The sequence below is a fragment of the Atopobacter phocae ATCC BAA-285 genome (assembly GCF_000526675.1).
GTDB lineage: Bacteria > Bacillota > Bacilli > Lactobacillales > Aerococcaceae > Atopobacter > Atopobacter phocae.
Window position 1 is genome coordinate 19,303 of sequence record NZ_JAGN01000013.1, and the last position, 17,494, is coordinate 36,796.

At 32.2% G+C, this 17,494-nt stretch carries 16 protein-coding genes and 1 pseudogene; 2 read left to right on the plus strand and 15 right to left on the minus strand.

What is annotated here, in order from left to right:
* Window positions 1–81: 81 nt before the first annotated feature.
* The 14 genes and pseudogenes from L866_RS0103450 to L866_RS0103515 all read right to left on the minus strand — a co-directional run bounded on the left by L866_RS0103450 (window position 82) and on the right by L866_RS0103515 (window position 14,581).
* Window positions 82–1,251, minus strand: coding sequence for a DUF7601 domain-containing protein (locus tag L866_RS0103450; RefSeq protein ID WP_025729192.1), 1,170 nt, complete (start codon window positions 1,249–1,251; stop codon window positions 82–84).
* A gap of 28 nt (window positions 1,252–1,279) precedes the next feature.
* A complete protein-coding gene (gene lepB / locus L866_RS0103455; RefSeq protein WP_025729194.1) occupies window positions 1,280–1,816 on the minus strand; it encodes a signal peptidase I in 537 nt (178 codons plus the stop codon).
* A complete protein-coding gene (locus L866_RS0103460) occupies window positions 1,810–3,636 on the minus strand; it encodes a putative Ig domain-containing protein (RefSeq protein WP_025729196.1) in 1,827 nt (608 codons plus the stop codon). The genes lepB and L866_RS0103460 overlap by 7 nt, the downstream gene beginning before the upstream one ends.
* Before the next feature lie 988 nt (window positions 3,637–4,624).
* Window positions 4,625–5,704, minus strand: a complete 1,080-nt coding sequence (locus tag L866_RS08490) for a sensor histidine kinase (protein WP_156919511.1) — start codon at window positions 5,702–5,704, stop codon at window positions 4,625–4,627.
* 944 nt (window positions 5,705–6,648) lie between these two features.
* A pseudogene (locus L866_RS08495) lies at window positions 6,649–7,463 on the minus strand (phosphate ABC transporter ATPase).
* 116 nt (window positions 7,464–7,579) lie between these two features.
* Window positions 7,580–8,944, minus strand: a complete 1,365-nt coding sequence (locus tag L866_RS0103480; RefSeq protein WP_025729198.1) for a HAMP domain-containing sensor histidine kinase — start codon at window positions 8,942–8,944, stop codon at window positions 7,580–7,582.
* A complete protein-coding gene (locus tag L866_RS0103485) occupies window positions 8,935–9,594 on the minus strand; it encodes a response regulator transcription factor (RefSeq protein ID WP_025729200.1) in 660 nt (219 codons plus the stop codon). Before L866_RS0103485 ends, L866_RS0103480 begins: the two co-directional genes overlap by 10 nt.
* 116 nt (window positions 9,595–9,710) lie before the next feature.
* Window positions 9,711–10,454 carry a lantibiotic immunity ABC transporter MutG family permease subunit gene (locus L866_RS0103490; RefSeq protein WP_025729202.1) on the minus strand — a complete coding sequence of 248 codons (744 nt, stop codon included), beginning with the start codon at window positions 10,452–10,454 and terminating at the stop codon, window positions 9,711–9,713.
* Window positions 10,454–10,765: an ABC-2 transporter permease gene (locus L866_RS09635; RefSeq protein ID WP_245578431.1), complete on the minus strand. Its 312-nt coding sequence runs from the start codon at window positions 10,763–10,765 to the stop codon at window positions 10,454–10,456. Before L866_RS09635 ends, L866_RS0103490 begins: the two co-directional genes overlap by 1 nt.
* Window positions 10,738–11,193, minus strand: a complete 456-nt coding sequence (locus L866_RS09640; RefSeq protein ID WP_245578432.1) for an ABC transporter permease — start codon at window positions 11,191–11,193, stop codon at window positions 10,738–10,740. Before L866_RS09640 ends, L866_RS09635 begins: the two co-directional genes overlap by 28 nt.
* A complete protein-coding gene (locus L866_RS0103500) occupies window positions 11,190–11,900 on the minus strand; it encodes a lantibiotic protection ABC transporter ATP-binding protein (RefSeq protein WP_025729204.1) in 711 nt (236 codons plus the stop codon). The genes L866_RS09640 and L866_RS0103500 overlap by 4 nt, the downstream gene beginning before the upstream one ends.
* A 274-nt stretch (window positions 11,901–12,174) precedes the next feature.
* The gene (locus L866_RS0103505; RefSeq protein WP_025729205.1) at window positions 12,175–12,912 is read right to left on the minus strand and encodes an ABC transporter permease; all 738 of its coding nucleotides are present in this window, start codon (window positions 12,910–12,912) and stop codon (window positions 12,175–12,177) included.
* Complete coding sequence (locus L866_RS0103510; protein ID WP_025729208.1) at window positions 12,912–13,670, minus strand: ABC-2 family transporter permease; 759 nt, start codon at window positions 13,668–13,670, stop codon at window positions 12,912–12,914. The genes L866_RS0103505 and L866_RS0103510 overlap by 1 nt, the downstream gene beginning before the upstream one ends.
* 2 nt (window positions 13,671–13,672) lie before the next feature.
* Entirely contained in the window at window positions 13,673–14,581 is a 909-nt protein-coding gene (locus tag L866_RS0103515) for an ABC transporter ATP-binding protein (protein ID WP_025729210.1), read from the minus strand.
* 432 nt (window positions 14,582–15,013) lie between these two features.
* Between L866_RS0103515 and L866_RS0103520 the strand changes: the two genes are divergently transcribed.
* Complete coding sequence (locus L866_RS0103520; protein WP_025729212.1) at window positions 15,014–15,712, plus strand: response regulator transcription factor; 699 nt, start codon at window positions 15,014–15,016, stop codon at window positions 15,710–15,712.
* Between the two features lie 18 nt (window positions 15,713–15,730).
* A complete protein-coding gene (locus tag L866_RS0103525; RefSeq protein ID WP_025729213.1) occupies window positions 15,731–17,110 on the plus strand; it encodes a sensor histidine kinase in 1,380 nt (459 codons plus the stop codon).
* A 117-nt stretch (window positions 17,111–17,227) separates the two neighbouring features.
* Here L866_RS0103525 and L866_RS09235 read toward each other — a convergent pair.
* On the minus strand, window positions 17,228–17,494 hold a 267-nt coding region (locus L866_RS09235; RefSeq protein WP_025729215.1), incomplete at its 5' end, for an IS256 family transposase.

The window sequence follows — 17,494 nt, forward strand, 5'->3', positions numbered from 1 at the left end:
TCAGGAAGCATGTTTACTTACTCGTTTAACTTCAGGATTCTTAGTGCCTACAATTACTTTTGTACGCATAAACTAATTGCCTTAAGCTTCTAATTCCTCTTCTTCATCTTCATCACGATTTTTAATAAAGAAGAAAATACCGGTAGCTGCTAAAAGAGCCAATGTAATAAATGGTAAGTTATTTAACAGAATACCTGTTGGAGTTTGCTGTGTGTTTTTAAATTCAACAAAGTTTTCACCTTCATCACCTATGATCATACCATTTTTTAAGTTTTCTACTGTTGAAACTTGTTGTCCATTCAATAATCCGTTATCAATACTTGGTGTATATCCTTGACTGTCTGTTTCTTCCACAGATACCTTACTACCTAATAATACTTTCCCAAAAACGACTCGTTCATTATGTTTTAAAGTAATATCAAAATCTTCATCATAATTTTTAGTGTCTTCTTTTTTTACAGTTCCTTCATTGCTTACGATATAGTATTTAAATGAATTTAATTGATCTTTTGCATTTGATGGTTTGATAACTTTTAATTTAAAAGTAAAGTCAGCAGCTTTATTCGATACTTCTCCACTAACATTTTTCTTTAAAACAAACCCTTTCTTGTCTTCAATTGTAATATCTTTCCCACTAGGAGTGTCATTTCCATCTACTCTATTATAATTATTTTTAAAAACAAACTTATTGGTAGATAAGTCAGATGTGTATTCTTCTTTTTCGGGAGAAAGTACTTCTTCTCCTTTCTCATTAATTATCTGAGCAATTAATATATTTGTTACTTTAAATTCATTGCCTTCTTTTGATACAAATAATGATAAGCGATATTTTACTTTTGAATATGTCATAAATTCTTTTTTATCATTTTTCTCCTGAACAGTATAAACATATTGGCCTGAAGTAGGAAATTTTAAATTTGACAATATATTCGTAGTTTCTTTAACAAGTTCGCCGTTAGAATTAGTTTTATCTTGAGAAGTTTGATAATTTACAATTATTCCTTTTATTTCGGGCATATCATTTATATTTTTTTCATCTTTATTGCCATTCAAACTTTCTTTATTAAAATCAAATTCAAAATTTACATCTGGTGTTTTTACGCCTTCCGGTAAAGTCAATACTTTCTTAATTTTTAATTCTGGCTGCTCAGCTGCGTTTGCTACTTGTGATTGGTTTCCTGCTCCTGAAAAGCCTAGTGTAACTGCCATTGTTACAGCTAATACAGCGTTTTTAATTGTTTTTAATTTCATATTATTCCTTCTTTCTTATGGGTTGTTTTTATATATCGCGACGTCTAATAAGTGTAAATATTTTCCCAGATATATCTTTTGTTTGAACTGGCCCAAAAAGTCTTGAATCAGTTGCTTTATCTCGATTATCAGCTAAAAGAAATACCTCTCCTTCTTTTAACGTAACTGGAAATTTGATTCCTTCTTTAAAAGGAAGTGTTTCTTTATAGATTTTGTCCTCATATTGATGCGAATTGTTAACTTTAAATCCATTTTCATCAATATCTACTGTGTCCCCTGATGAAGCAACAATACGTGCTATTTTTATATCCCCTTTGTACTGATATACAACAGGCTCACCTACCAAATATTTTTTATCGATTCGATAATACAAAATCATGTCTCCCGGATTGATGTTGGGAACCATTCCTGTATCATTCACTCGATGTATTCCAAATATAAAGGTAAATACACTGACTATTACAATCGCAAACGTAACTATTTTTATAAATAATTTCAATGTTGCTTTTGTCACTGGGTCTTTCACTCGTCTAGTTGTTTTTATTTTTTGAGGAGATGTTACCATTCAATCCACTCCTCTCGAGTTCTTAGTTTTTTCCACATAATCATACTTGATACACCACTAAGTAACAAAATACTTAGCGGTATTGTATAACCAGTTTCTCTTGTCCCAACAGGAATCATTCCTGGATTTTCTTTGACATGGATGGTAACAAGTTGTTCTATTGATTCATTGTCTTTAGGATCAGTTGCTTTGACTTTAAATGTAAGGGTCTGAGTATCCTGTCCTTCGTCAAATTTTATGTTTTTTAAAGTCCCTACAATAGACAATGTTCCATCTTCATTGTTCTTTAAAGATAGTCCTTCCGGAAGTGGAGTAGCCGGATCAACCGAAATCGAATCCATAAATTCTTTTGGACCGATTCCAGTAATTTTAATCTCCTTAATCGCCTCTTGGTCTGATACTTTTTGTTCTAATGGATCCACTTGTAAATCTTTTTGAACAATATATTTATTGACATCTCTTAAAACACTCACTGTGCCATCTTGCCAACTGATATACATCGCTCCGTTAGACGTTATTTGAATCTGATTATTATCATTAGCAGCTAATAATTCTGCTTGTTCTTTCGTTAATTCTGGTTGCTTATTTTTATAGTATTTAAGTGTTTCTTCTATAATCTTATTTTTAACTTCTAATTTTTCTGTTTCGGTCAAATTATTTTTATTTTTTACATAAGTAATCTTTTCTGGTCTTTTCAATTCATGACGGTTAACAATACCAAAACTTCCTGTCATCAATGTCCGGACGTATCGATAACCCATATTTTGAATAGTTACACCTAAAGGAACCTTATCCAGATTCGTTTGCCTATCGTGTTTTGTTATAAATCGATATGTTGTAACAGAGCGATCGATTAACCGTCCTGGATTGTCTTCTAACAGCATAGAAAGTTTTCCTGTATCTACCCACCAATTTAAATCACTTAACACAGAAGCTTGATTACTCGCATTCTCAGCAACTGTAGCGTAATATTTTTTATAAAATTGTGTCTGTTTATCTGTCGTCTTTTCACCATTACTATTAATACTTATCTCATTATTAAATTTTTGAAAATTGTCTAATCCAAGTATTAAACTTCCGTTAAAGTTATCTCTATTAAAATCAGATACACCGATATTTTCAGGAAGCCAAAAATATATTCTCGGATTAGCCCATGATCCGTCATTTGCTGATATTTTTACCGTCCATGTAATTTCATTTGAGTTATAATCTAACTGCTTATCAACTGTAACAGTTTGTGCAACTAAAATTTCTTGTAATTTAGAATCTCCTATATATGCTCTCTCACCACTAACATCCCAAGAAGCTGAACGACTTTGAATATCACTTCTTGCTTGATTTAGTTTTTCGTCATATTTTTTTGTCAATGTTTTATCTACTTGAGAAATCTTCTTCGTCAACTGAGTAATTTCCATCTGACTGAGTTCACTATTATTTAAAGCATCTTGAGCTTGGGCCAAAGTATTTTTTGCATTAATTAGTTCTTGGTCTTGAAACCCATTTTCTTCATATACTAAGATTTTGCTTGACAAGTTTTTAATAGCTTCTTTTAAACCTGATTTATCAATTGTCGATTCGGTAAACTCTTCAGAAGATAATGGTGGTCCATTCGTCTCACTTGAATTAAGTTCATTCGAATTGTCCGTTGTTACTATAGAACCATCTTGCTCTTCGTATGCATTAGGAGATGTGATTTTGTTTTCATCATCTGCATATAAGAATGTTGCTTGTCCCATAGATAATGGAGATATCAACATATTTATCGTTATCAGTGCTAGAACTGTTTTACTTAAAAAAGAAAATTTAGAGTGCTTATGCAATATTTCACCTCCTTTGAGGTACATTCGCTAAAAATAGAAATATGTAATGTTAATTAGAAGTTATCTTAATATTCTTCTCTCTACATTGTCTCAAATATTTCTATCATACACAAGCTATTCACTTTTATTTTACATGTTTTGTATAAATTTTTTTACATTTTATAATTTATCCGAAAATAATACCTTTATTTAAATTTATTTGAAATGTATTTAACTCATTTAAAAAAGTATAAAAATAGGAACAACCATTGTTATTCCAGTTTTTATACTTTTCTTTAATATTAATCTGAGTTCAATAACAGTCAAACTTAAACGATTCACCATTTTGGGCATAACACCGTTGCCGCGATTGATAAACAAAATCAATCAACTCTATTATCAAATAGCAGAGTATGAGGAAGTTCGCCAAACTATTATCAATAGACATTCAAATTTATCAGCTCAAAATTCACTCCGATCTACCTTAAACAACTATTTAGCCCAATCCCAACAAAAACTCTCAGGTAGGTTTAGCTGATCAGCATCTTTATCAAACCCATCAAAGTATCTCTTAATCGTTAGCCTTAATATCCTACAATCAGATATTGGCAATGTTGCGACTTATGCTAACAGCCCGGAAACAAAAGTAAAGGTTCTGAGAATCCAGTTTTTACAAACGACCTCTTAACAAATGACCAGCCTTAAAATATAAATCACAGAGCTGACTGCACAACTAGCGTAAACAACTATTTGACTAAAAAATAGTACTATTACAGCTCCTGAAATAGTGATCATCCATTCCAATAGTGAATTTGAAGGGAAACCACTGATATCAAATGACAGTAAACTTGCTCAAAATTACACCACATCTCTTTGGCAGATTAGTGGAGTGCTTTTACTCAATTTCTTCCTAGAAGAGACAAAGTTACAAATAGCAATAATAAACATAAAGTAGTTTAGCGTCAAAAAAATGGACCAAGAGAATTACTCCCTCGGTCCAAATTTTTGGTTATTTAGATGACAATTCAATTTCTAAGGATTGGCAAAACAGATAGGACTGACTAGTCGTGTTTAGTGATACGTGTGGATAACGTTCTATGATTTTCATGACATTATACAAGCCAACTCCTCTGTTATTACCTTTGGAACTATGACCAAAATCATAAACTTTTGAAAGATCAACAGTTTCTTCCTGAGTGGTATTTTCTATAATAAACATCTGCTTATTATTGACTGTCAAAAAAGCTAGCGTTACTTTTGAATCAGCAGCATCTATGGCGTTGTCACATAGTATCGATACTATTGTCATAAAAACCACTAAGGCCATGCCTAGCGGTTTAATCACTTCTGGGACTTCCAAGCTAACTGATACGCTTTTATCATTAGCCTGCAAAAAATTGGATGCCAGTAGACTTTTCAAAGCAGAATTATCAATATTGACCAATCGTCCAATATCATATTTACTAGCTCGCAAACTTTTATGTGAGTCTTTTAAAACCGACTGGTAAACATCCTTTATTTGCTCAATGTCATTCTCTTCAATGCCCAATCGTAATGTGGTCAACAAATTAGCGTAATCATGCCTAAAACCTTTAACTTCACGATAAATCTCCTCCACCTGTTTACTGTACTCTTCCAGGTTTTTTAGTTGCAAATCTTGTTGGAAATTAAGCTGTTTTTGAATTTTATTTTTCAAATGCAAGTCAAGCTGTTTGATAATTCCCATGAATATAACAAGATAAATAACTAGAATCAATTGACGATAAGCCATTGTAGACAAGCTTATTTCATGCTCTAAGTAAGTCAACGTTTGCATTAGTAAGTAATAAACAATCATTATCCAGTTAGTCAGATAAAGTATACGCATGTCTTCAGCTGCAACCTTATCAGTTCTTAATTTGATAGAATCATACCTCAACCATCGTAAAAAAGAAAGAACAGCAATTAAAGAAAGCAAATTAGCTAAAGCAAAAGTAAGTGTGTCTTCTATGATACCTGGGAGCTGACCAAACAAGGGGAAAATAAAGTAAAGGACCATACGATAAAAGAGATTTTCCAAAATAATCTGTCGGCCTAGACTAAAGCTCATTACCAATTGAGAATCTTATGACAAAAAAAACACCAGCTCAAACTGGTGTAGATCAATCACTTTTCTAATTGGATGCGTTTAATATTGACCGATAACAATAATAGAAAGCTGGAAAATCCAATAATATTTAACGTGAAGAGTATTGGTGATAACTCTCTAAAAAAATTAAATATTGATACTATAAGGAATCCTATTGTTACGATTAAAGGAACTACTCTTGCTTTATTCATTCTAAACAACTCTCCTTTCTTTTACTAAAACAAATAAAAGATACTAAAAAAAATAGCAGGATATTGCTGAACCGATCGCTACACCACTAGTTAAAGCACCTCAAACTGTGCCGAATCCAAAAGTTCGAATTATGAAATTGTTTGCGTATTCATAACAAATACCCTCTTATATTTTATAATAATATTCGTCAGGTTGCAACATTGACATGTTTAGTATAGAACTTCCTTTTTAAAATCTTTTTTCATTTCCTGAACAGTCATTTAACTTTCCTAAATGGGAAAATTTGACCGTTAAAGAGAATAAAACAACCGTTCAGGAGACTTGTTAAAACTCAAAGACAATAGATAAAACTGATCCGTAAGACTTATACTTTTCCAAGATTAAAATGTCTACCTCGTCGTTTAACCATCAAAAGAACAAACAATAAATGGATACCAATAAAGAAGGTGACTAAACTAAACCAGCCATTGGTCTAACATTCACTCAAAAAAGTGCCGTTTCTGTGAATAATAAGTACAGTCCTAAACTTCTATAAAGTTAAAAAAATCCTCAAACAATGATAAGAAGGCCTGTTCCTTCTTTATATAACCTTCAACTACTAATAAGCATCATACTTATATTTAGCGGTAATCACTCAAGAGGTCATCTAAAATAAAAAAACATAAAAACGGGAGCAACAATTGTTACTCCCATTTTTATACTTTTCTTTAATATTAATCAATTATATTACATACAAAATGATACACTTTTTTATTCCATTGAATTAGGCCATCATTATCGTATTTTAAATAAAAAACACGATTTTTAATATTCTCTGGGACTAACTTTTCGAAGAGTAGTTGCTGTTGCTTTGGCACAACACACGCAAACATTAACTCATTTAAATTGACCGCATCTTTTATTTTAGCTGGATGATAGCCATCAAACACAAAATCTTTATGCTTGAGCAAATCTTCATACTTAAAATGAAAACTGACACCTGGAACAAAGTTTTCTTTTAGATCTTTCTGTTCTGGCATTCTTTTTATTAAACGTTCCATGGCCAAGCGATAGCCTGAAGTCACATTAGACCAAGCAAACATGACATATTGAAAATAATCAGCTGGATCTCCAGCAGCATTTCTTGAGTCATTTACAAGTTCCTCTCCTGATAGATTGAAGGCTCTTTCAGCAGATAATAACTGGCCATCACTTATAATCTTTTGAGCAGTCTCTATAGTTGTTGTATGACTTAAATAATCGGATATGATACACTGTCCTTCTTCATTATAAATGCATCCCTCTAATGGATTAATTGGATAAAAAGGATAATTTGGATGAGTGTTCTTAACATATTCAGTCACTTGATTTAAATAAAAGAATTCTTACAATATAGTTCTGTTTTTCGATTATTTATTTGTTCGTATGCTATAAATTTTGCGATTCGATCGAGTTCATAAGGCTTTACTTTCGGATAATCCGATAAAGCAAAATAATAAGTTCCGCCCCACTGAATGCTGTACGATTGATTACATATTTCTAATTTAATTAGTACAACCTCCTTACTCTACACATAAATGAACAGTTAAACTATTCATTTATTAATATAATCATATACTAATTTAATAACATTTTATTGCCAATTCTATTATGATGATTGCGTGCTCATGATTTCAGAGGTAATTGAATAATTACTTCTGCGCCTTTTTCATTTTCTCTATTATTTAAAAGTAAACTACCGTTATGCTTTGTCACAATTTGTTTAGTCGAATAAAGTCCTAATCCATAATTAAGTGATGAATGACGGCTTTTATCCCCTCGGTAAAATGGTTCTGTGCCTTTTATTAAGTCTTCTGGGGTGAATCCAGGTCCATCATCTGATACACGAATGATTAAATGATTTACCGTCGTATTGATATGAATATCAATTGCTGCTTCTTCTGTATGCTCTACTGCATTACTTATAACGTTTTGAATCGCACGCTCAAAAGCATTCATATCCACTAAAAGCTCGTGATGGTCTATTTCCATTAATTCAGATAATTTAAAATGATGTACACTAGCCATTTCTCTTGCTACATCTTTTACCTTTTCGGCTATTGTTACAGTGTCTATTGGCTTAAAATTGATTGATGTTAAATCAGACTGACTCATTTCAATTAGCGCTTGAGAATAATATGAAATACGGTCGATATTCTTCACGACAAAATGGACATATGCTGCTTGTTCTTGAGTTAATTCCGTATCGCTTAATAATTCTGCATTTCCTTGCGCAATTGCTAGAGGCGTTTTTAAATCATGAGTCAATGCTGATATTTGTCGTTTTCTAGTTTCTTCTTGCATCCAATTATTTCGTAAGGACTCACTTAAAGCACTTTTCATATCGTCTAAACTATTCAGAACATCATTGAATTCTTTAATCGATGATTGTCCCATTTTAAAATCTAAATCTTGCATCGCAATTTTTTGGGAAGCTTGTAGCATTGGTGCGAGCTGGGCTGATATTTGCTTAGCCCACCATACCGTTATAAATAACCCACTCAATAAGCACAACAGGGCAGTCCATATTCCGAATAATATTTCGACTTTAGGCGCATGTGCTTCCAACCACTGATTGGCATAGTGCGGCTCAATCATATAATTAATAATGACATAGCCATCTGGGCGTTTTACTTCAATGAAAAACGTTTTGGGAGTCAAGATTTCATCATGTTGATGAAAATGTTTAGCTTCCTTTTTAAGCGATTCATTCATATTCGTATCAATGAATTTACCATCTTGTGATAATAATAAGTAAGATGTTCCTTCAGGCAATAGTGCTTGATTGAAAGGGTACGACTTAGCAATCGATTCTTTATTTTTTAAAATAATTTGTTCCGCATAATTGGCAGGAAGGACTAGCTTGGAGTTAATAAAAAGACTAAATGATGAGATTGCTACTCCTGCCGCTAAAACTAACCCTAGCCCGACACTAAAGAGATATTTAAAAAATATAATTTGTAGCGATTGGGTACCTCGTTTTATTCCCATTTGTAGCCAATCCCCCAAACTGTGGCAATTGGTTGTTCGTTATGCAGTTGAAACTTCGCGCGAATATTTTTGACATGTTCAGAAATAGCTGAAGCGTCACCCATTCGATCGTAGCCGAATACCATCTCATAAATTTGCTCTCTTGAAAAAACTTGACCTTTTCGCTTAGCCAATAATTCAGAGATTTCATATTCGGATTTAGTCAGGGCCACCTTCTCTTCATTAACAAATACTTCTCTTGAGGATAAATCAAAACGAATATTTCCTAAATGTAATCCCTCATGTTTTTCACGTTTTTCACGTCTTAAATGAGCTTCAACTCGTGCTAATAACTCTTGTATGCCAAAAGGTTTCGTAATATAATCATCAGCACCACTCACTAACCCCTCTACAATATCCGATTCCAGCGTCTTGGCCGTTAAAAAAATAATGGGACAGTCCACTTGATTACGTATATTTTTACAATAACTTACTCCATCGATTTCTGGCATCATAACATCTAATAAGATTAAATCGTAACGGCGTAATTGATGAGTATTAATAGCTATAGGTGATATATAACAGTCCACTTGATGGTTCATCTTTTTCAAAATATTTTTGATTAAAATGAGCATGTCTTGTTCATCGTCAATTGCTAGTATCCTTGCCATACAACTACCTCCGCCTTATAAAGAATAATTTATTTTATTATACACCATACACCTTAAGAAGGATTAATTAAGTTAATATCGTTCAATCTTCCTTTTTATTTTAATTATTGCTTATCTTAATCTGTATACGATTGGCCTTCCCATCTTGTAAACCAAATGGCTGAACTAACAAAAATTATAATGGTGATAGGTACCGCCACAACAAGCCACTTATACAGCTCATGATACAAAAATGCGTTATGAAATCCCACTTTTTTGGCAAGGCAGTAAAGTCCGGATAATCTCGATGGCCATGTACATGGTACAAAATACCAAATGTCATCTCCTAAAATTAAAATTAAAAGAAGAGCTAAAAGCATTTCTACAAAACCTAACCCTAAAGATGCACCGCCACCAAAAAAGATAGCAACCACTAAATGAATAGCATATGTCGCCATACAGCTGATAAATATTAATAATGCCTCTATGAATAAGTCTTGTACTGTTTGATGCCCAAATAATATTCCAAACAGAAATACCGATAAAATAATCGATCCGAAAGCACCGATTAATAAGACTAATAATTTACCCATATACACTTTACTTCTTAAATAGGTCGACGATAGAAGCACTTGAAAGTGTCCAGCATTTGCTTCTATCTCTACTACTTTAGATGTGATTGCTCCAATGATAATGGGTAATACCGCACCTAGAATCATTAAATAATTTTGAATGATTTCTTTTGGCTCATAGAATTTTAACCCCGTTACTTTTACAGCAATAAAAAAACACAGCGCATAAACAATCGGAATTACGACATGAATGAGCGGTAACCACGTATGTTTAGTTTTATAACATTCCGCTTTGAGTATTCGAATCATCATATCACCTCAAGTTTTGAAAACCATTTTGAAAGAAAAACATTTAATCCGATAAAATATACTACTGATAGTACACTTGGTATAATCACTGATGTATTAGTTAGCATGGGGTTATTTGCTGTTGCATAAAGTCCATTAGGTAGTAAATGCATCACAGGTACTAAAAGTCGTGCCCCCCAAGAATAAGGATAAATTAACCAGAACGATGTATCCGCAAAGAAAATACCGATTACACTTAAAACCGTATGAACAATGACGCTGGCAATAAATCCTATTTTCCTTGCTAAAAAAGACACCATGGTAATTGCCATAAATTCGTCCAAATTAAAAGAAAAGTTGCTAACAATAAGGTACTCACTGAGTATTCAACAGGAATTAGTTGAGGACCAGCAATAAATGGAGTAACATAAGCACTGATTAAATGAATCAAACTTGAAATGGTTAAAAAAATCAGTGCGATAAACACTTTAGATAGCCATAACTTATTTAAGTCAATTGGCAATGGATAAACAGCTCGATACTTGAGTTTCTTCTGTTCTTTTTGATGAATCATTGCCATGATTAATGCAGTCGTTGCTGGTAATAAAATCACGGTCCACCAATTATAAGAATTCGTTATAATATAACTTTGTGACAAAATAAATGATTGAATAGTCGCCACCAAAGGCATCAATACTAATAATACTTTTAAAAAGCTATGTTTCATTTTTAAAAATTCTGCTAGCATATACCGTTTCATTGTCTCGTACCTCGCTTCGTATTGTGTACACTATTCATAAATAGTTCTTCCAAGTTTTGATGATGATCAATAGCGCCTTGAAAATCTAATCGTCCTTCATTAATAATGCCGATATGATCTACTATTTGTTCCACTTCGGCTAAAATATGACTAGATAAAATAACTGTTATCCCCTTTTTAGGAAAACTTCGGATTAAATCACGTAACTCTTGAATACCTATCGGATCTAATCCATTAGTAGGTTCATCTAAAATTAACAATTTGGGGTGATTAATTAACGCTATTGCAATACCTAAACGTTGCTTCATTCCTAATGAAAATTGACCACTTCGTTTATTTCCCGTATCCTTTAAATCAACAATTTCCAATACTTCATCAATTCTTGAATCCGGTAATCCCAGTAACAATGTTCTCACTTTAAGATTTTCCCTTGCTGTCAAATTTTCATACAAAGGGGGCGTCTCGATTAAAGCACCAATATTTGCTAAATCTTTTCGGCTCCAAGGATGACCGTCAAAAATAATTTCGCCAGATGTCCGATAAAGCATCCCGGTAATCATTTTTAAAGTAGTTGATTTACCTGCTCCATTCGGTCCTAATAATCCATATATGGAACAAGCTTCAATTTGTAACGATATGTTATCTACCGCCTTTTGTTGACCAAATGATTTAGTCAATTGTTTCGTTTCTAATATATATTTTTTCATTACTATTCCCTCCTTTATGTTTACACTAACAGTGTAACTATTAAATTTAAGGATTTTATAAGGAAATAAACGATTATCATTAAATAGTCCGCTTCAATAATTTTGACAATTAAAAAAACACTTACCCGATAGTAAGTGTTTTAACATAACTGAAAAAACAGTAGATGAATGCTCACATGGACTGATTCAATTCACTACATACTTTTCATTTATCCAGTCTATATGTTGATGTAATTGGATAGTCTTTATACTTGGTCCACCACAATTTTTCACTTTAGTCCTTCTTTTCAAGTGTTCTTAAAGTCAGATAATAAAAAATTGTGCTATAAATGATGTTCACCAAAAGAAAAACAATCAATTCTCTGATACTCATATCTACTAAGGCTCGACTACGTATCCCAATCATTGGTTGTGAGTAAGGAAATACGCTGTTGAAAAGCTCCCCCATCATAATAAATATAAAACCTGCAAATGACCCGATGGCAGCAACACCTACCGATTTCGCAAAATTTTTAGTCTTCACCATAATATAGCTATGAAGCATTAAGACCGAAGTTGATCCCACTACTGATAATACCGTCGCTCTTAGACATAAATACACGTCGTTCATTTCAAACGGAATATGACTGAAATACAACGTCACTAAATAAATAATGAATAATACACCTTGAATGATTGAGACTAATATTAACATTAATAAAAACTTACTCATCAATAACTTTCTGCTCGACACATGATTAGCTCTTAGCATTTCAAATGTTTTCTGTTCAAATTCAGGGAGAAGAATCATAGCTGAAAAAATAGCTAGCATCGCTGGGAAAAGCAACTGACTATTATAGAAAGTGAGCTGGCCCCAAAGAACTCGACTCATTTGATTTTCAATTAATACGTCATAATTAAAAAAGAAAATCGTTAATCCAATAAAACTTGATAAGGCAAGAAATAATAATCCCACGGCTAAAATAACACCTTTTGGAATCTTCATCCACTCTGCTTTAAAATATTCCGTCATTATTTCTCCTCCTCTTTTTTCATCATTAAATATCTAACTAGAAGATAACATAATAAACAATAAATAGCGTAAACAACATAATTAATCGGAACACTTTTATCCCAAATAAAAGCATAGTCTAACTTGTCGCTAGAAGACATCAATTCAAAACGATATAGCGCGAGAAAACTAGAGCCTCCAAATGGAAAAATGAGATTGATCCATTTTAATGATTTAGTCATGATAATTCCAAAAAAACCAGATAGAACTCCCATGCCAATCAGTAAACCTTGTTTGTCTATTACCATCGATAAATATAAAAAGAATACCAGCAACGTAAAACTCGACATAGTCAGACCTAATGTTTGTAAAATTAAAATACCTATAGACACATCAATGCCATATCTCCATACGTATAAATAGACCATCAAAACTTGAGCGACATTCAATAAGAAAAAAGCCATATTAGCAAAAATCAATTTGCGGTTAAAAATAGTCATTAAAGTTGTATTATTGGCTTCTTGTAATTTAAATGTTCGTCCTTCTTTTTCATTACTTACAATACGTGAAATGAATAGGCATGTAGCAATCGGTAAAAAGATAGGGTTAGTTTGCAAATTGTTAAAGAATAAGCCAATTGTTTGTAGATTCATCACATGCATACTTTTAGAAGCTGCTGCTAGTGACCATAAAACCGCTACTAACATCATCATAATCGAAATCATAAATGACTTAGTTCGTTTACTTTTTAACCATTCGATTTGTATAGCTTTTATCATGTTTAATCCTCCTTAGTCAATGAAAGGAAAATGTCCTCTAGACTTTCTTTTTCACGAGTCACTCGAAAAATACGATAATTATTTCTAATTAAATATGTTACAAGATCTGCTAATGTTTCATTACTCATATTAGCCAATTTTATTTGACTAGCTGATGCTTCTAAAATTTGTACTTTGTTAATCATAGATAACGTATGAACAATATTATCTTTTGAAAAATCTCCACCAATTTCAATCCACGTATTGGACTGAATCGCATCAATATCTCCTTCATAAATAAGGCGACCATGGTTAATAATCCCCACTCGATCAGCAATATGTTCAATCTCCGATAAAATATGACTCGAAATAAATACTGTTAATCCATTTTGTTTGGAGAGTTTCACAATCAATTCTCTAATTTCATGAATACCTGCAGGATCAAGTCCGTTTGTCGGTTCATCTAACAGTAATATTTTAGGTTGTTTAACTAGCGCAAATGCCAAAGCTAATCGCTGTTTCATTCCTAACGAATATTCTTTTACAATTTTTTTGCGATTTTTTTCTTCAGCTAATCCAACTAATTCCAAAGTTGGCCAAATATTATTTTTGTCAAATCCTAACATTTTTTGAAAAACCAATAGATTTTCATATCCTGTTAAATTGGGATAATATGATGGTTCTTCAATCATTGAACCAATTTGGCTCAAATAGTTTTTATTTTGGGTGATATTTTTTTCATTCACTAAAATTTCTCCATTGGTTGGCGAAATAAGTGATAAAATCATTTTCATTGTCGTTGTTTTTCCTGCTCCATTCGGCCCTAAAAAACCATAAATTTCTCCTTCTTGAACAGTGATTTTCTTTAAATTCACGGTCTCAATATCTTGATAAACTTTTGTTAGATTTTTTAATTCAATGACATTTTTCATTTTCATCATCCTTTCTTCCTTTATCCTATCCATAGGTGACTTCGCTTACTCGATAACTTTTTTAATTCAATCGGTTAACTTAGCTATTATTTATTATTTTATTGGCCGCCTTAATAAACCTCTCTTTCTAACGTCTGTTAAACACGTTGGTATAGAATATTAAACGAAATATTGAAGAACTATTAATCATTAACTTATTTACACTTTAATTTTAGAACGCGAACCTAAAGACAAGCTTAAGGGAAACTAAATTTTAGATAAATTTCTAATCGATTCAAATAAAAAAAGAGGGTCCCCTCTTTGCATTCCGTACAATTTTTATCAGTATATTCGTTTGAATCGCTCTTTTAGACGAAGCAGTCGTTGTCGTAATACACCTTTAGAAGTGAATAACTTTGTTGTATAATTTAATCAATTGGAGGTGCTATCAATATGAACGCTGAGTCACCATTATTGAAGAAACATATATTAATCGTAGATGACGATGTATCATTAAATCGTTCGATTAAAGACATCCTCATTAGTAGAGGATTTAAAAATATTAGTTGTGCATACAGTATCAGTGAAGGCATTGATATTTTCTCAGTATCATCGATTGATTTAATTATTCTTGATGTAATGCTTCCCGACGGAGAGGGTTATTTACTCGCAAAATATGTCAGAAAAACTTCTGATGTTCCCATATTATTTTTAACGGCTAAAAATAATCCGGATGATGAGATTCGAGGTTTGGATTCAGGTGGTGATGACTTTGTTACGAAGCCTTTTCTGCCTAAAGTTTTAACTTATCGCATCATTGCTTTATTAAGACGATCATACAAAAATGAATCTGAAGTCATTCATTTAACTTCTTGTACGATTGATTTAAACAACGCCAGTGTAGAAAAAAATGGCCAATACCTCTCACTCACTCCAACTGAAATACAGATACTTCGAAAACTTTACGTCAATAAAAACTATATCGTTTCAACAGAATCCATATGTGATACGGTTTGGGGGCTTGAAAGTTATGGTTATGAAAAATCATTGATGGTTCATATTCGGAATATTAGAGAAAAAATAGAATTAACCCCATCAAAACCCATCCATTTGATTACGGTTAAAGGGCTTGGCTATAAACTCAAAGTCTGATTGCATGAGGAGATTTCTATGAATATTTTTAAAAAAAGTATCCTAAAATTTATTTTATCTTTTCTTTTTATTATCTTGATTGATATTTTACTGTTATTTTTCTCGGTTAACTATATACGTAATCATCAGTCTGCTCTTCAAATTATTGAAACCATTTCTTCTAATATTAATTATTCAAACGACCGGTATAAAGTTAATCCAGTCGCAGATCGACTCATCAAAGAGGAAAAACTATGGGTGATGATTATCGACAAAGATAGTGGCAGAGAAAAATTTAATATCCACAAGCCTGATCACATTGATGATCATTTTGACTATGCCGATGTTGTTAAATTTTCTCGATACTATTTGAACGACTATCCTATTTTCTCTCAAGTTAAAGAAAAAGATAATGATATTTATTTAATTGCATTTCCAAAAAATCGCATCGTTCGATATAATTCAAATTATTTTGAAATCAATCGAATTAAAATTTTCCCATTTATTATTTTATCTATAATATTTTTAAATTGTTTATTCTGCTTTGTTTTATATACATATAGTGTGACCTTCTTAAATCGTAAGATGAAACCCATTATTAATGCGATAGCAACGTTACCAAATGGTTTAAACAAAGAGATTACTTCTGTGCAAGAATTAGATCGACTCACTTTAGCAGTTAATTCTGCTAATCAAAAACTTCGAACCAACGAAGCATTTAAAGAAAATTGGATTTCTGGCATAGCACATGATATAAAAACGCCACTCTCCGTTATTGTATCTAATACTGCTTTGGCCATTGAGAAGACGAATAACGAATATCTTCTTAAACATTTACAAACGACATTAATGGAAAGTTATTATATTCAAAATTTAATAAATGATCTCAATATTTTTGCTCGATTAACTAATGGCAATTTAAAATTAAATTTAGAACTAGTTGATATTATTCCTTTCTTTAAAGAAATAATCATTCAAATAATTAATCAAGAAATTTGGGAAGCATTCAATTTTGAGTTCATACCAGATTCCCGTCTAACAGGAAAGAAAATGAAGATTGAAAAAGCGCTTGTCTCTCGAGTGTTTCATAATTTAATTTATAACTCTGTTCTTCACAATCCCTTAGGATGTGACATTAAAATTATCCTTGAATATGTTTCGGATCATCGTTTTAATATTATCGTCCGTGACAATGGGGCAGGCGTTTCACCAGAACGATTAAAAAGTATTAATGACTATAACATTGAAGAATTTAATTTTGATATTTCTGGCGTTCGAAGAAGCGGTATGGGACTTAAAATTTCTCAACAAATCATTGATTTACATGATGGCCAATTGATACTTACAAGTCAGCAAGGAGAATATTTCCAATCGTCTATTAATCTGCCACTTCATTCCACCCATACGCAAGATAATTAAGTTCAAGTTTGACTTAATGTTTAATTGATAAAGTTGATGATTAAAGATATCAACTCTATTTTTAAGTCAAGTCCATAATCTTGTGTAAAAGTTTCTAGTACAATGTTCTATACTCTCTTACTGGTTAAACTTGATATACTTTCTTTTAGAACTGATCCATTCGTCATGCGTGTCCATCAGGACAGCACCAATTAAACGATTGGCTGACACACGATTGGGGAAAATACGAATAATCTTTTCTCTTCGGCGTACTTCTTGGTTCAATCGTTCAAGAAGATTAGTACTTTTTAAACGATTGTGACTCTTATCCATTACTGTGTATTGGAAGGCATCTTCGAAGCCATTATCTAAAGTCTCACAGGCTTTTGCATAGTTCCTTTGATT

Coding starts and splice junctions, on each gene's coding strand:
- L866_RS0103450 (WP_025729192.1), bottom strand. CDS start 1,251: ATGAAATTAAAAACAATTAAAAACGCTGTATTAGCTGTAACAATGGCA.
- lepB (WP_025729194.1), bottom strand. CDS start 1,816: ATGGTAACATCTCCTCAAAAAATAAAAACAACTAGACGAGTGAAAGAC.
- L866_RS08490 (WP_156919511.1), bottom strand. CDS start 5,704: ATGAGCTTTAGTCTAGGCCGACAGATTATTTTGGAAAATCTCTTTTAT.
- L866_RS0103480 (WP_025729198.1), bottom strand. CDS start 8,944: ATGGGAATAAAACGAGGTACCCAATCGCTACAAATTATATTTTTTAAA.
- L866_RS0103485 (WP_025729200.1), bottom strand. CDS start 9,594: ATGGCAAGGATACTAGCAATTGACGATGAACAAGACATGCTCATTTTA.
- L866_RS0103490 (WP_025729202.1), bottom strand. CDS start 10,454: ATGATTCGAATACTCAAAGCGGAATGTTATAAAACTAAACATACGTGG.
- L866_RS09635 (WP_245578431.1), bottom strand. CDS start 10,765: ATGGCAATTACCATGGTGTCTTTTTTAGCAAGGAAAATAGGATTTATT.
- L866_RS09640 (WP_245578432.1), bottom strand. CDS start 11,193: ATGAAACGGTATATGCTAGCAGAATTTTTAAAAATGAAACATAGCTTT.
- L866_RS0103500 (WP_025729204.1), bottom strand. CDS start 11,900: ATGAAAAAATATATATTAGAAACGAAACAATTGACTAAATCATTTGGT.
- L866_RS0103505 (WP_025729205.1), bottom strand. CDS start 12,912: ATGACGGAATATTTTAAAGCAGAGTGGATGAAGATTCCAAAAGGTGTT.
- L866_RS0103510 (WP_025729208.1), bottom strand. CDS start 13,670: ATGATAAAAGCTATACAAATCGAATGGTTAAAAAGTAAACGAACTAAG.
- L866_RS0103515 (WP_025729210.1), bottom strand. CDS start 14,581: ATGAAAAATGTCATTGAATTAAAAAATCTAACAAAAGTTTATCAAGAT.
- L866_RS0103520 (WP_025729212.1), top strand. CDS start 15,014: ATGAACGCTGAGTCACCATTATTGAAGAAACATATATTAATCGTAGAT.
- L866_RS0103525 (WP_025729213.1), top strand. CDS start 15,731: ATGAATATTTTTAAAAAAAGTATCCTAAAATTTATTTTATCTTTTCTT.